General features: G+C 41.9%; 13 protein-coding genes. 2 read left to right on the top strand and 11 right to left on the bottom strand.

What is annotated here, in order from left to right:
• Positions 1-34: 34 nt before the first annotated feature.
• Together icd and citZ are read right to left on the bottom strand one after the other, a co-directional pair.
• The gene (gene icd, locus ACFOZY_RS05075; RefSeq protein ID WP_378152960.1) at positions 35-1,300 is read right to left on the bottom strand and encodes an NADP-dependent isocitrate dehydrogenase; all 1,266 of its coding nucleotides are present in this window, start codon (positions 1,298-1,300) and stop codon (positions 35-37) included.
• 202 nt (positions 1,301-1,502) lie between these two features.
• Complete coding sequence (gene citZ, locus ACFOZY_RS05070) at positions 1,503-2,618, bottom strand: citrate synthase (protein WP_378152958.1); 1,116 nt, start codon at positions 2,616-2,618, stop codon at positions 1,503-1,505.
• Between the two features lie 182 nt (positions 2,619-2,800).
• Between citZ and ACFOZY_RS05065 the strand changes: the two genes are divergently transcribed.
• Positions 2,801-3,772 carry an AI-2E family transporter gene (locus ACFOZY_RS05065; protein ID WP_378152956.1) on the top strand — a complete coding sequence of 324 codons (972 nt, stop codon included), beginning with the start codon at positions 2,801-2,803 and terminating at the stop codon, positions 3,770-3,772.
• Here the strand turns inward: ACFOZY_RS05065 and ACFOZY_RS05060 are convergent.
• From ACFOZY_RS05060 to ACFOZY_RS05025, 8 genes are all read right to left on the bottom strand, one after another.
• Positions 3,765-4,148, bottom strand: coding sequence for an FxsA family protein (locus tag ACFOZY_RS05060; protein ID WP_378152954.1), 384 nt, complete (start codon positions 4,146-4,148; stop codon positions 3,765-3,767). The two genes, ACFOZY_RS05065 and ACFOZY_RS05060, sit on opposite strands and share 8 nt — an antisense overlap.
• Positions 4,149-4,290: 142 nt before the next feature.
• Positions 4,291-6,051 (bottom strand): pyruvate kinase, encoded by a 1,761-nt coding sequence (pyk, locus tag ACFOZY_RS05055; RefSeq protein ID WP_378152952.1) that lies wholly within the window; start codon positions 6,049-6,051, stop codon positions 4,291-4,293.
• A 22-nt stretch (positions 6,052-6,073) separates the two neighbouring features.
• On the bottom strand, positions 6,074-7,033 hold the full coding sequence (gene pfkA, locus ACFOZY_RS05050) for a 6-phosphofructokinase (protein WP_378152950.1): 960 nt from the start codon (positions 7,031-7,033) through the stop codon (positions 6,074-6,076).
• Positions 7,034-7,199: 166 nt separating this feature from the next.
• On the bottom strand, positions 7,200-8,153 hold the full coding sequence (gene accA / locus ACFOZY_RS05045) for an acetyl-CoA carboxylase carboxyl transferase subunit alpha (RefSeq protein WP_378152948.1): 954 nt from the start codon (positions 8,151-8,153) through the stop codon (positions 7,200-7,202).
• A gap of 1 nt (position 8,154) precedes the next feature.
• Positions 8,155-9,006 (bottom strand): acetyl-CoA carboxylase, carboxyltransferase subunit beta, encoded by an 852-nt coding sequence (gene accD, locus ACFOZY_RS05040; protein WP_378152946.1) that lies wholly within the window; start codon positions 9,004-9,006, stop codon positions 8,155-8,157.
• Positions 9,003-9,629, bottom strand: coding sequence for a FadR/GntR family transcriptional regulator (locus tag ACFOZY_RS05035; protein ID WP_378152944.1), 627 nt, complete (start codon positions 9,627-9,629; stop codon positions 9,003-9,005). Before ACFOZY_RS05035 ends, accD begins: the two co-directional genes overlap by 4 nt.
• A 167-nt stretch (positions 9,630-9,796) precedes the next feature.
• Positions 9,797-12,874 carry a DNA polymerase III subunit alpha gene (gene dnaE / locus ACFOZY_RS05030; protein WP_378152942.1) on the bottom strand — a complete coding sequence of 1,026 codons (3,078 nt, stop codon included), beginning with the start codon at positions 12,872-12,874 and terminating at the stop codon, positions 9,797-9,799.
• Positions 12,875-12,897: 23 nt separating this feature from the next.
• Positions 12,898-13,839, bottom strand: coding sequence for a DHH family phosphoesterase (locus ACFOZY_RS05025; RefSeq protein WP_378152940.1), 942 nt, complete (start codon positions 13,837-13,839; stop codon positions 12,898-12,900).
• 97 nt (positions 13,840-13,936) lie between these two features.
• On the opposite strand from ACFOZY_RS05025, the gene ACFOZY_RS05020 reads away from it, so the two are divergent.
• Entirely contained in the window at positions 13,937-14,242 is a 306-nt protein-coding gene (locus tag ACFOZY_RS05020) for a YtpI family protein (RefSeq protein ID WP_378152938.1), read from the top strand.
• A gap of 94 nt (positions 14,243-14,336) precedes the next feature.
• On the opposite strand, the gene ACFOZY_RS05015 is transcribed toward ACFOZY_RS05020, so the two are convergent.
• The gene (locus ACFOZY_RS05015; protein WP_378153198.1) at positions 14,337-15,644 is read right to left on the bottom strand and encodes a DRTGG domain-containing protein; all 1,308 of its coding nucleotides are present in this window, start codon (positions 15,642-15,644) and stop codon (positions 14,337-14,339) included.
• Between the last annotated feature and the right edge of the window lie 49 nt (positions 15,645-15,693).

Here is a 15,693-nt window from a genome sequence, read left to right as displayed (position 1 = left end):
ATTATTTTTTATACGAATGATCTTCAAAGGAAGATTAAAGGTTCTTAATCAACTCATCCGCAAATTCAGAAGCTTTAACTTCTGTAGCACCGTCCATCAAACGTGCAAAGTCATAAGTTACAACTTTAGACTTGATTGTATTCTCCATTGAAGAAATGATCATCTTCGCTGCTTCAGTCCATCCAAGGTGTTCAAGCATTAATACACCGGAAAGGATGACAGAAGATGGGTTTACTTTATCAAGGCCAGCGTATTTTGGAGCTGTACCGTGAGTTGCTTCGAAGATCGCATGTCCAGTTACATAGTTGATGTTTGCACCTGGAGCGATACCGATTCCACCTACTTGAGCAGCAAGGGCATCAGAAATGTAGTCGCCGTTCAAGTTCATTGTTGCAACAACATCGAACTCTTTTGGACGAGTCAAGATTTGTTGTAAGAAGATATCTGCGATTGAATCCTTAACAAGGATTTTGCCAGCTGCTAAAGCTTCGTCCTGAGCTTTGTTAGCTGCTTCTGTTCCAGATTCTTCTTTGATTTTGTCGTATTGGTTCCAAGTGAATACTTGATCAGCAAATTCTGTTTCAGCCACTTCATAGCCCCAGTTTTTGAAAGCTCCTTCAGTGAACTTCATGATATTCCCTTTGTGAACCAATGTAAGAGAAGAACGGCCTTCTTTGATCGCGTAGTTTAATGCTGAGCGGACTAAGCGTTTTGTTCCTTCTTCAGAAACTGGTTTAATACCGATACCGGATGTTTCTGGGAAACGGATTTTGTTAACGCCCATTTCGTTTTGAAGGAAGTCGATCACTTTCTTCACTTCGTCAGAGCCTTTTTTGTATTCGATTCCTGCATAAATATCTTCAGTATTTTCACGGAAAATGACCATATCTGTATCTTCAGGACGTTTTACTGGAGATGGTACACCTTCAAAGTAACGTACTGGGCGCAAGCACACATATAGGTCAAGCTCTTGGCGCAATGCCACGTTCAAAGAACGGATACCTCCGCCGATTGGCGTTGTTAAAGGACCTTTAATTGCGATCAAGTATTCGTTGATTGTATCCAATGTTTCTTGTGGAAGCCACTCACCTGTTTGGTTGAATGCTTTTTCACCAGCAAGTACTTCTTTCCATTGAATTGTTTTCTCGCCATTGTAAGCTTTTTCAACAGCTGCTTCAAGTACACGGGAAGCTGCAGCCCAAATATCTGGACCTGTTCCGTCACCTTCGATGAACGGAATAACCGGATTGTTTGGTACGTTTAACACACCGTTTTCAACTGTAATTTTACCGTTAGACATGTTTTTTCCTCCTACATTCATCTTCAAGGGTTTAAGGCCAGCATGCAGGTTGTGAACCGTTGCCAAATAGCTCTTTAGTACTTGCTTCTGCGCAGTTTTGCGACGAGTGAAGCGATGGAGCAGCTCGATGAGGCGTACTTAGGTTACAAAACCGGTTCATGCGGGCACTATCAATAAGCCCTAAAACGAAATATTAACCAATTTATCTTTCGTCGACTGGTACGTATTTTTGCATCCCAGGACCTACGTACTCAGCACGTGGTCTGATCAAGCGGTTATTCGCATATTGCTCAAGGATATGTGCAATCCAGCCAGAAGTACGGGACACCGCAAAAATCGGTGTAAATAAATCATGGTCAATCCCTAATGAATGGTATACAGAAGCCGAATAGAAGTCAACATTTGGCGGAAGATTCTTTTCGCCTGTTACAATTTCTTCGATCTTCGTAGACATGTTATACCATTTTTCTTCACCACGAAGTTTCGTCAATTTTTGAGACATCTCACGTAGATGTTTCGCACGTGGATCACCTTTACGGTAAACACGGTGACCGAAGCCCATAATTTTTTCTTTATTGTTCAACTTTTCGTGGATGAACTCGTCCACATTGTCTTCGGAACCAATATCAGACAACATTTTCATGACTTGTTCGTTAGCACCACCGTGAAGAGGGCCTTTTAAAGCACCAATTGCTGCAGTCACGCCAGAATATACATCAGACAGGGTAGCTACACATACACGTGCTGTAAATGTAGATGCATTCAATTCATGGTCTGCATGTAGAACCAAAGCTTTGTTGAAAGCTTCTTCTTCAATTGCTTCAGGTAGTTCTCCTTTAAGCATGTAAAGGAAGTTAGCAGCATAGCTAAGATCACTCTTTGGAGCTACTGGCTCAAGACCTTTACGGATACGTGCGAATGCTGTTACCAATGATGGAATCTTCGCTTGTAAGCTAATTGCTTTTTGGTAGTTAGCTTCCTCGGACATATCTTCAGCTTTTTCATCATACAATCCAAGCATAGATACAGCAGTTCTTAGTGCAGTCATCGGGTGCACTTTGTCGATTGGATATGTTTTGAAATGGTCAAGCACCTCTTGTGGTACAACCATCTGATCGGCTAATTGCTGTTTGAATTCAGTCAATTCCGCTTTGTTTGGAAGTCGTTTGTGCCAAAGTAAATAAACAACTTCTTCAAAACTCGCATTATCGGCTAAATCGTCAATATCGTAGCCTACGTATGTAAGAGTGTCATCAATGATGGAACTGATGGCAGTTTGGGCTGCAACCACACCCTCTAACCCGCGTGTTGTTGACATATTATCGCTCCTTCTTTCAGTATGAGTCATCATTTCACATAAAAAAAGGCAGAATGATACCTCATCCGCTTCTATGAACTTATGTTAATCGCTTTCAAAATCATTATAAACAAAGTTGTCGATTTTGTGAATGGAAACGCTTTGATTTCTTGTCGTTTATGACCAAAACAGAATAAAGGCTGATGAAAATGGACTTTTTTAAACCTAACTCACGTATTTTCCGTATAGCTAAACAGTGGGTTCCTATATTACTCCTGGGATTACTCATTTGGAAAGTGATGCCTGTTGCATTAGCGATTTTTACTGCTTATTTTTTCCACCCTATCATGCGATTCTTCAAAGGCGTTAAAATCCCTCTTTGGATTGGTGCATTACTGACAGAATGTTTGGCGATATCATGTGCGGCACTACTTCTATTATTTTCAGTATCTCAGATTATCAGTATAGTCCCTGAAATTCAGGCAGGTCTGGAAGAATTGAATATTAATATGAATCAACCGGAAAATCTGCTTCCTGGTATTATCGGTAAACTTTCTTTTTTCAGTGAAAGAATTGTCGAGGTGGTATCTGGGGTTATACAAGGTTTTTCGCAACAACTACTTAACTTTACAATATTCATTATTACATTCTTTTTTGCATTGATGGAGACTGGCAAATCACGATTTTGGTTCCTCATTTATATTCCGAAGGCTTGGAAAGGACAAGTTAAAAAAGCAATTGAAGAGGCTGGCTGGTTATTTTGGACTTTTCTAAGCGTGGAATTTCGCCTCTTCATGATTACCTTTGCATTATTATCTCTTGGCTTCTTCGCTCTTGGCTTCACCCTTCCTGTAGGTAAAGCCTTTTTAATATCCTTGGCTGATGCACTTCCCTTTTTGGGAATCGGGCTTTTTCTGATTCCACTGGCTATCTATTTTGCCATAATCGGCAAATTTTTCTTAACTGCAGCTTTACTTATTTTGTTCGCATTTATCCAGTTAACGCGTCAAATGACGGAATCTTATTTTTGGGCTTCCACTTTCCACATTCGTTCTGTTCATTCCTTCATGATCAGCGCCTGTTCCTTATATCTTTTTGGAATCCTTGGAATCTTGATCAGTCCGTTTTTAATATTGGCCGCCTTGAAGATTAAAGATCATCGTCTGTTTACATAACGATGATTTGGCCTTTGCCTATTTTTTTCCGGAACCAGCGGTAAAGAAGTGGTTTAAATAATTTCCTTGTCCATTTGAAAAGGAAGAGGAGACCGATCAGGTCCGTAATAAATCCCGGGAAGAGCAATAGAATGCCGCCTACAAAGATGAACAATCCGTCTACTACTGCGTCTCCAGGCATTTCATGTTGCTTAATACGATCTTGAATATCGTAAAACGCTCGAAGACCAAACTTTTTAGCCAGCACAATACCCGCTGCGGCAGTCAACATGACAATGAGAAGCGTGTTTAATATCCCGAATTTCATTCCGGAATAAATCAAAACCGAAAGTTCCACAGCAGGGGCCAAAACGATTAGCAACAAAAACCATCTCATATCATCCCACCTCATATTCTTTGGGCACTTCGCCCAAGTTTCTATTATTCATTAAACAAAAAGAATCTGACGGTATCTCCGCAGATTCTTTTTGCAATTCTACATGGGCTACCTTTTAAATTGTGAAACAGAAATATTATTATTAAAGGACGTTTGCATGTCCAGTATAAATTACTCCTGACTCTGCATCCATTGTAAGGTGTTGGCCATCCGAAAAAATCTTAGTTGCATCTTTAACGCCGACAATGACCGGAATGCCAAGATTCAATCCGACAACCGCTGCATGGCTAGTAAGACCACCTTCTTCAGTAATCAATCCTGCACATTTCTGAATAGCAGGCACCATTTCACGGTCCGAACCGATGGTGACAATAATTTTACCTTCTGGATCCTGCTCAAGCGCCTCTGCAGCTGTACGTGCAATTACGGCTTGTCCAAATGCAACATCTTTTCCAATTCCTTGTCCGCGGGCAAGCAAGTCACCAATCATATGAACTTTCATAAGATTTGTAGTTCCAGCCTCTCCTACAGGTACTCCAGCCGTAATGATGACCACATCTCCATGTTTGACATAATGATGTTTGATCGCCTCTTCGACAGATTGCTCAAGTACTCCATCAGTGGAATGCATTTGTTCTCCAACAATCGGATAGATTCCCCAAACAAGTGATAATTGTCTTGAAATTTCTGTTGTAGAAGTAATAGCTATAATTGGGGCTCCAGGTCGGTATTTGGAAATCATCCTTGCCGTCTGGCCACTGACTGTTGGTGCAAGTACAGCATTTACTTTAAGGTTAATAGCTGTATGGGCTACCGACTGACCGATCGATTCGGTGATATTCGCTCCCCTTTCCTTACTTCTCGCCTGAACAACTCCACGATAGTCCACGGCTTCTTCTGCTCTTCGTGCAATCCTGTCCATCGTTCTGACGGCTTCCAAAGGATATTGTCCTGCAGCAGTTTCACCGGAAAGCATGATCGCATCTGTTCCATCGAGGATCGCGTTAGCCACGTCACTTGCTTCCGCACGAGTTGGACGCGGATTTCGTTGCATCGAATCGAGCATTTGAGTTGCCGTAATAACCGGCTTACCTGCCTGATTGCACTTTTGGATGAGGTTTTTTTGAACAAGAGGTACTTCCTCTGCCGGGATCTCAACTCCAAGATCTCCCCTTGCGACCATTAAGCCATCAGATACCATAAGGATTTCGTCAATGTTTTCGACACCTTCACCGTTCTCGATTTTCGGGATAATTTGGATGTGACCGCCATTATTATTTTCTAATAATTCACGGATCTCCATCACATCAGAAGGTCTCCTTACAAATGAAGCAGCAATGAAGTCTACCCCTTGCTCAATTCCGAATAAAATATCAGATGCATCTTTTTCAGTCATTCCGGGTAGTTGTACAGATACTCCTGGTACATTGACACCTTTTTTATTTTTCAATGTTCCAGCGTTTCGTGCAACAGTATGAATTAACCCTTTATCTCTTGAAATCCCAGTCACTTCTAACTCAATTAATCCGTCATCCAACAAGATGACGGAGCCAGCAGCGACGTCTTCAATCAAGCGATCGTATGTAACAGAAAACACATCTTTAGTTCCTGTTACTTCTTTCATTGAAATATCAATTTCATTGCCAGTAGCAATTTCAATCGCATCATTTTCCATAGTGTGGGTACGAATCTCGGGCCCTTTCGTATCTAAAAGAATCCCGACAGTTTTCCCTGTTTTCTGTGCAGCTTTCCTAATTCTTTCAATTCTTGAGGCATGTTCTTCATGATTACCATGTGAAAAATTCAACCTTGCCACATTCATACCAGCTTCGATTAACTGGGCTAACATTTCTTCGGATTCACTTGCCGGTCCGATTGTACAAACGATTTTAGTCTTTCTCATACAAAAACTCCTCTTCACATGTTTAGATTGAGAGCTCTTTGGATAATTGGTACATGCTCGTATCTGTTCCATGCGCTTTTTCGAACGCTTTTTTCAAATCATAGTCTACCACTTGATGATTTTGGATGCCAATTGCACGACCTTTTTTACCATCCATCAAAACTTCTACAGCTTTTGCTCCAAACTGACTCGCAAGAACTCGATCCCTTGCCGATGGAGAACCTCCACGTTGGATATGTCCCAATACTGATACTCTCGTTTCAATATTTGCAGAGGTTTTCAACCTTTCCGCCAGTTCCGTTGCACTCATGACTCCTTCAGCTACGATGATGATACTGTGTTTCTTGCCTCGTTCATGACCGCTCTTGAGTCGTTCAATCATATCTTCCATTTCAAAACTTTCTTCGGGGATCAAAACCGTTTCTGCACCGCCAGCCAATCCTGCCCATAGTGCAAGATCACCTGCATCCCTGCCCATTACTTCAACTATGAAAGTCCGTTCGTGGGAGGTTGCCGTATCACGAATTTTATCAATTGAATCAATGACCGTATTCAAGGCGGTATCAAAGCCGATTGTAAAGTCTGTACCCGGTATATCATTGTCAATTGTACCTGGTACTCCGACTGCTGGCATACCCTTTTCCGTTAAGGCAAGGGCACCTCGATACGAGCCATCCCCACCGATTACGACAAGTCCATCAATTCCATGTTTTTTCATCTGGGATATCGCTTTTTCCTGTCCTTCATCTGTTGTAAATTCCGGACATCGTGCTGACTGAAGCATAGTCCCACCACGTTGAATAATATCTCCAACCGATCCTAAATGCATAGTTTCAATCTTACCTGAAATAAGGCCTGCATAACCTTGATGCACACCGGCAACTTCGAGCCCATGATAAATAGCTTTACGCACAACAGCCCGGATGGCGGCATTCATGCCGGGTGCATCGCCACCACTGGTTAGTACAGCAATTTTTTTCATACTACACCCCTCCAAAACATGACAACGAAAGGGCTGTCCGCCAAATTCCCGAACGGGAAGTGTGAAAGCGAGGTTCTCCCTGTTACTTGATGGTTCGCTTGCACTGCTTCTCGATTATTTGGGTTTCATCTGTTGGGTAGACAGCCCTTGTAAAATCACTGGTATGCTATTCCTTATATTCACCGATCGCCCGGAATTTTTCATACCGCTGATCTACGATTGCCTCTTTTGACATTGTACATAATTCTTCAAGAGAACGCTTTAGTGTTGTTGCCATATACTCAGCTTGCTTCTTCAAATCTCGATGAGCACCGCCTTGTATTTCAGGTATAATCTCATCGATAATGCCCATTTCTTTCAAATCTGGAGCTGTAATCCTCATGGCTTCAGCAGCTTCCTTAGCCAACGAGGCATCTTTCCAAAGAATCGAGGCGGCACCTTCAGGAGAAATAACCGAATAGGTAGAGTTCTCCAGCATATGAATGTGGTTTGCCACTCCAAGGGCAAGAGCACCACCGCTTCCACCTTCACCAATTACGACACTGATAATTGGTACCGTGATTCCGGACATTTCAACTAAATTCCGAGCAATCGCTTCACTTTGTCCGCGTTCTTCAGCTGCTTTACCCGGATATGCTCCTTTTGTATCTATAAAGCAAATAATTGGCCGCCCAAACTTTTCTGCCTGTTTCATAAGACGCAAAGCTTTTCGATATCCCTCTGGATGAGGCATTCCGAAATTCCGGCGGATATTCTCTTTTGTATCTTTACCTCTTTGATGTCCAATAATCGTGATAGGCTGAGATTGGAAGGAAGCAATTCCACCTACAATCGCTTCGTCATCTCCAAAATTCCGATCACCGTGTAATTGCAGAAAGTCATCGAAAAGTTCATTTATATAATCCAATGTCGTCGGACGTTCTGGATGTCGTGCCACTTGCACCCGATCCCACGGGCTCATATTCTCGTAAACTTCACGTTCCAACTGTTTAAGACGGCCCTCAAGATGATCTATTTCTTTCGTAAGATCTACATCTGCATTTGATGTGATTTCCTTGAGCTCTTGAATCTTTTCACGTAGTTGAATGACGGGCTCTTCGAACGGTAATGCTTTTACCATTTCACATCGCCCCTTTCGTATGCAATTTGACAATAGTTGTTAAGGTCTCTTTCATCTTAGCCCGATGGACCACTGCATCCAACTGACCATGATTTAATAGAAATTCAGCAGTTTGGAAGTCTTCAGGTAGCTTTTCACGTACTGTCTGTTCAATGACCCTTCTTCCGGCAAAACCAATTAGCGCTTTCGGTTCAGCGAGATTGATATCTCCTACTGATGCAAAACTTGCGGAAACCCCACCTGTTGTAGGATGGGTCAAAACTGATACAAATAATAACCCTTTTTCACTGAGTCGTCTCAATGCAACGCTTGTCTTAGCCATTTGCATGAGGGAAAGAACCCCTTCTTGCATACGGGCCCCGCCACTTGCAGTAAAGATGATGAATGGAATCCCAAGCTTAGTGGCTTCCTCAATTGCCCGTGTGATTTTTTCTCCTACTACAGATCCCATGGAACCCATGCGGAAGTGGGAATCCATAATTGCTACAGATACCTTCATCCCGGAAATTTCCCCAATGCCTGTTAAAACCGCTTCGTTCAGACCAGTTTTTTTAGCATCATTTTTCACTTTTTCAGTGTAACTTGGAAAACCAAGCGGATTGCTTGTCTGCAAGTGGTCATCCATGGATACGAACGTACCTTCATCCATTAGACAATTAATACGCTCCTGTGCAGTCATTTTCAAATGATGGTCACAGTTCGGGCAGACTTTGTAGTTTTTCATCAATTCTTTCGTTAAAATGATTTTCCGACATTCAGGACATTTCGTCATGATTCCTTCCGGAACATTTTTCGCTTCCTCGGACGGTATTGGATACCTTTTATTTCGATTAAATAATTCTTTTAAACTCATTTAACATTTCCCCCTTTGGACAAAAGGCCAATCCAGCTATTAAAAGCATGGATCGCCTCGTTTTCCTGACCGGAGCGTATATTCTCGATCATAGATAGTAAGGATTGCTTTTCTTCCGGTCCAGAATGGCCGGCAAACGGCTCTCCGCCATATTGTTTGAGAAGGAACCATATTTTAAAGGATAACCGGTTTCCAGTAGCAACCAGTATCTCTCTTATAAGATCTTCCCGATTAATGGAACCTTCATTTTGAAGTATTTTTTGCAAGCTTTCCCAAACAGGTAGACTTCGTTGAATTTCAGATTTAGCTACTAATCTGATTGCTTCTTTCTCAAGGGTTTGCCTTGTAAAGTGTACATCGGAAAATGATTGTTCGCCTTGAAGGACAAATGCAGCTAACACCTCAACAAGCTGGTGCCTGCTAAAATCACTTAAAAATGTCCCTTCACCTCTTCGGGTTTCAATCAAGCCAAGCAATTCTAAGCTGCGGAGGGCTTCCCGAATCGTTGATCGGCCAACATTCAAGCGCTCCGTTAAAACACGTTCGGATGGTATTTTATCGCCGTGCTTTAAATTTTCTTCTTTAAAGAGCGTCCTTAATTCATTTACGATTTCTAAATACATTTTAGTTGATGGTTTTTGCACCGTTTTCAACGTCCTATATCCCATTTTTTTCGTTCAGTGGTCAGACCACTCATTCATTAGCATACAAGAAACATATAAATGCGTAAAGAAAAAACTGTGCTGAAAAAGCACAGTTTTTGTAGAAAGGTCTATTATTCGGTGACCATCTAACTCCTGATCTTTTTAACAATTAATTGTGGATTCCCGTTCCTCCACTCAACAGAACCCGACAATGCTGCTGTTTTCCATTCCTTCAAGTGTATATTCATCGCGGCAAATTCTTTAGGGAAAAATGTACATGAAAGTGTGCCCGTCTCGTCCTGGAGAGTGACAAACGCCATGGATTCACCTTTTTTTGTCCGGATCCTCTTAATCTCCGTGATTAGTCCAGCAACCGTAATATACTCACTATTTTTCTTCAAACTGACGTCTGCAAGATTTACAGCATCATTCCCAAGCCTACGCTTAATGTATACTGCAGGATGATCCGATAGATAAAAACCTAATACTTCCCGTTCAAATTGCAACTTTGACATATGAGGAATCGGCTCTGTTTCCGTGTATTTCGGCTTGCCGAATGAAAAGGACTCACCTGAAAACAGGTCTGGGCTATTTGTTGGCCTAACCAGCTCTGCATGCATAATGGCTGCATCCAATGTAGCCAAGAGGGCTGCACGATTGTCATGAAAATCGTCTAATGCACCTGCTTTTATAAGTGGCTCAAGAGATTTACGAGTGAAATTTTCAGCTGATAAATCGACCGCTAATTCGAAAATATCATGCCAAACATTCCCTTTCGCCTTGCGTACTTCAAAAAGCTTCCGTAAAAATTGGTTGGATACTCCCTTTATAGCACTCAAGCCAAATCGGACAGCACCATTCTCGACAGTAAAATTCGAATGACTTTTCAAGATGGAAGGCCGGAGTACAGCAATCTTCTTTTCCTTAGCCTCCATAAGCAGTTTTGCCAGCTTATCGGGATTTCCTATGGCATTTGTTAAAAGCGCAGAGTAGAAATGTGATGGAAAGTTTGCCTTTAAATACGCCATATAATAGGAAATCAAGCTATATGCTGCAGCATGGCTTTTCGGAAATCCATAGTCTGCAAAGCGAACGATCAAATCGTAAACTTCTTGAGTAGTTTTTTGGCTATACCCTTTTTTCAAGGAATTCGTTACGAAATGTGTACGCTCCTGATCTAAAATCTCCCGCTTCTTTTTACTGACTGCTCTTCTAAGGAGGTCTGCCTCTCCCATGCTGAATCCTGCCATCCGGGAAGCAATCTGCATAATTTGTTCCTGATAGACAATAACCCCATAAGTTTCTTCTAAGATCGGTTTCAAATCCGGATGGGCGTAAATAACCTCTTCTTCCCCATGCTTTCTTCTCGCATATACAGGGATGAAATCCATTGGTCCCGGTCTGTAGAGAGCATTAATAGCGACGATATCTTCAAAGCGGGTTGGACGAATTTGACGTAAAGTGTTCCTCATGCCATCAGATTCAAGCTGAAACACACCAGATGTGTCTCCTGATTTCAACAAATCAAACGTTCTCGAATCATTCAATGGAATTTTTTCAAAGTCAATCCAATGATTCGATTCGTTATAAATAAGCTTTCGGATATCCTCAAGAATGGTTAAATTACGTAATCCTAAGAAGTCCATCTTCAGTAAGCCTGCAGCCTCTACTTCCTGCATCGGCCACTGAGTGAGGTACAAATCTTCACTTCCGGCCTCTACTGGCACTACTTCCACTAAAGGCATCGGAGATAATACAACCCCCGCAGCATGTGTAGAAGCATGCCTCGGTAGTCCTTCCAAGCTTAAAGCAGTTGTAAACCACTTTTTACGGACTTCCGTCTCGCTAATCCACTTTTTCAGTACATCCGATTCTTCATAAGCTTCTTTCAATGTGATGCTTTGCCTATTGGGAATCATTTTAGAGATTTGTTCTAAATCTTTGCTTTCAAAGCCGAAGATTCTTCCCGAATCCCTAGCTGCCGCTTTAGCAGATAACGTTCCAAACGTGATGATTTGCGCAGTATGATGCTGACCATATTTTTCAGCAACGTAGTGAATGACTTCATGTCTCCGGTCATCTGCAAAATCTATATCAATATCCGGCATTGTAACTCGCTCCGGATTTAGGAACCGTTCAAATAACAAGTTATATTTCAAAGGATCGACATCCGTAATGTAAAGTGTGTAGGCGACAAGGGAACTGGCTGAAGATCCACGTCCTGGACCTGTCAATATTCCCTTTCTTCGGGCATATTTCATAAAATCAGATACTATCAAGAAGTAGTCAGAGTAACCCATTTGAGCGATGATTTTCAGTTCATACATTAACCGATCTGCGTAATCTTTATTGGCATGTGGAACTCTTTCTGACAAGCCTTCCATACACAACCTTTGCAACTCATCAGTAGCACTTTGACCAGTGGGTAGTGGAAATTTAGGCATATGCCGTTCTTCACCAAGCGGGTTCACTTTACAAGAAAGCAACATTTTCTCAGTGTTCATAAGCCACTCACTATGATCCGAATACCAATCTTCCCACTCTTCCTTGCTAGGTATAAAGCTCAACCCGTCATCGAATTGTGACGGACCGATTTCAGCCAAAGTTCGACCGGTTCTGATTGCAAGGGCAGCTGTATAAGCAAAAGCATCCGATTCAACCAGATAATGCGAAAAATGCATCGCAGTAACTTTCACACCATGTGCATCGCTCTGTTTAAGCACCCATTCTTCACGATCTGATCGCTGACCAAGAGGTCGAGATACACCGAAATACAAACGTTCAGGAGAAAAAATAGACTTCCCTATTTCGATCGCCTCTTCAGCAAAGTTACCCTGCCATTCATGATCTGTTGCTGGAATAAGCATTAGTAAACCCTGTTGGTATCCTTTTAACCATTTCAGAGGCAATACCTGCGTATTTTTCACACTGATTGCACTACTGATTTTCATTAAGTTCCGATAGCCTTCGTCCGTTTCTGCATAAAGAACTACCGGCAATTGTTGATCTTCACTAAAATCCACCTTTACAGAAAGGCCGATTACCGGATGGATATTTTCATTTTTCAAGAGTTGCCAAAAAGGCAGCACACCGTACAATTTAGAATTGACGATGGCTGCCGATTTGGCATTCTGTTTTTTGAGGAATGGGATGAGTTCTTCTAACCGGATCAAAGACTTCAACAAATCCGACGAAGTGACAATTTGAGGATAAACCGTTGCCATTGAACACCCCACCTTTCAATAAATTATTTGTTTTGGCAAACCTCTTTAATTCTTTTCACTACCAAATCGGCTTCTTCCCAACTTTCGGCAGAAGCACCAGCAGCCAATGGATGGCCACCTCCACCGAATTCTTTTGCAATCCCATTAATAACGGGACCTTTCGATCTCAATCGTACGCGGATTTGGTCATCCTCTTCGATGAACACTACCCATGCTTTAATACCTTTCACTTCACCAAGCGAACCTACCAATAGTGAAGCTTGCTCGGAAGTTGCGTCATATTCTTTTAAGATTTCTTTATGAAGCCTAATTTGGGCTGCGCCGTTTTCATCCATCTCAAACTGTTGAAAAACATAGCCCAGTAAATGAAGAATATTTCTTGGCATCTCATACATACCCTTGAACAATTCAGAACGATCAAATTGGTAGCGGATCAGATCCCCTGCCGCTTCAAAAGTTCGAATGGATGTACTTGAAAAGAGGAAGCGGCCTGTATCACCGACGATACCAGCAAAGAGCAGACGAGCTGCTTCGTCAGGAAGTAGCCATCTTTCCGTTTCCTTACCGACTTCAAATAATTCGTAAATCATTTCACTGGTAGAGCTTGCAGATGTATCTACCCAACGAATATCCCCATACTTGTCATCATCCGGATGATGGTCAATTTTAATTAATTTTGCGCCATTCATGTAACGCTCATCATCAATCCGCTCCGTGTTTGCAGTATCAGTTACGATTACTAAGGCGCCCTTATATACGCCATCATCGATTTGATCAGGGAAAGCCAAATAAGACAAATTTACGTCGTGACTCCCGACAGCAAAAACCTTCTTTTGCGGGTAGTTTTTTTCAAGAAGCTTTTTAAGAGCAATCTGGGACCCATATGCATCCGGGTCTGGCCTTACATGCCTATGTATTATAATCGTATCAAACTGTGAAATTATGTCGATGATTTGACGTTTCATCCGATTTTCCTCCGTCATTCCGTGAATTCCGTTCGCATTTCACCATCATGTTCGATACAATTGTAAATGTCTGATGAATTAGCTTTGGAGGTTCACCATGTTAAATTTTATCTTTGTATTCTTAATCATAGTTTCAATTGTATTCTATCTCTATTATAAAACAAAACAGTTCCGTTCGAATTTACCGATCCAAAGAAATTGGTACAAAAGTTTAGCCTCGTCGTCTTTAGGCGTGTTAGTGGCATCGTTTGGGTTAAATCAACTATTGCTTTTCCAATCGACTGTCACCTACATCGTTGCCGCTCTATTCATACTGTTAGGTGGGGCGTTAGCCATTTATAACTTTAAAGCTTCAAAGCATTACCACCAATTCCTTGAAGAAGAACGCGAACTTAATAAATGAATTATTTTGAAACCAGAACCTGATGCTTCCTGCATCAGGTTCTTTTTTGGGAATATAGGTTTTGAACGACGGATCCGATTCAATTTGTGCTCTATTATCGGTCAAATAGCTGGAATGAAATCATTGCCTTCCCGATCATGGCAGACTCATGGAACACTTCAAAGTCCATTTTGACAAATCGACGGGTCATATCGAGCACTCTCGGCTTAACCGTTAAGACACTTCCAAGCTGGACCGGCTTGATGAAATAAATCATTATGTTTTCAGGTGAACTTTCACCGCGCTTATTATTTTTCAAGGCATAGCTGCCAGCTTCGGTTAGTAATGTTGTTAAAGCACCATTTGAAATTGAACCGAATTGATTGGTCACTTGAGGAACCACCGTAAACTCAACAAATGGTTCTCCTCCATCAAAGAATCTCATTTGTGTTCGGACGATATCATCTATCGTTTGTCCATGGTGAGGCTGCCTTTGGGCAAATTGGAGAGCTTTCAACACATCCTGTCTGCTAATAACTCCTTGAAGCGTTCCGGTTTCATTTAGGACAGGCATTAAATCGATACCTTCCCAAATCATTCTGTGGCCAGCGGCAGCTACACTGGTTTTCAGATTGACGGAAATCGGATTACGCGTCATCACCTTTTCAATCGATTCATTATCACCACGTCCGATCACGTCTTTTGCAGTTACAATTCCAACGAGTTTTTGATGCTGATCGACGACCGGATAACCGCCATGCCGCGTCCGTTTATTCTGCTCATGATAATCACTGACCGTATCTCCATTCCGCAGGAAAACTGTTTCCATTAGAGGCACAACAATATCCTCGATCAGTAAAATTTCTTTCATGATCAATTGGTCATAGATTGCTCGGTTAATCATCGTCGCGACCGTAAACGTATCATAGCTAGTGGAGATGAGCGGCAACTTATATTCATCCGCAATTTTTTTCACTTCATCAGTCGCATCAAATCCACCCGTGATCAGAACGGCAGCGCCGGCCTTTAAAGCAGTTTCATGAGCTTTCATACGATTCCCTACAATCAGCAGGCTGCCTGCTTCTGTATATCGCATCATGTCTTCAAGCTTCATGGCGCCGATGACGAATTTCGTTAGTGTCTTGTGCAATCCATCTCTACCGCCTAATACTTGGCCTTCCACAATATTCACGACTTCAGCAAAGGTTAGGCGTTCAATATTTTCTTTCCTTTTTTTCTCAATGCGAATCGTACCTACACGTTCTATCGTATTAACGAGGCGTTGGTTTTCCGCTTCTTTGATCGCACGGTAAGCGGTACCTTCACTGACCTTCATCTCTTTGGCGATCTGTCTGACCGATATTTTATCGCCGACCGGCAAAGATTCTATGTAATTCAGTATTTGCTCATGTTTCGTTGCCATGTCTTCACCTTTTCCAGCTTTCATTCTATCAGCAATCTTATCATATGTA

The sequence above is a fragment of the Chungangia koreensis genome (genome assembly GCF_042651785.1).
GTDB classification, from domain to species: Bacteria; Bacillota; Bacilli; order Bacillales_A; family Planococcaceae; genus Chungangia; species Chungangia koreensis.
The sequence above is the reverse complement of the archived record's forward strand: the minus strand, read 5'-3'. Positions and strand labels throughout refer to the sequence as shown.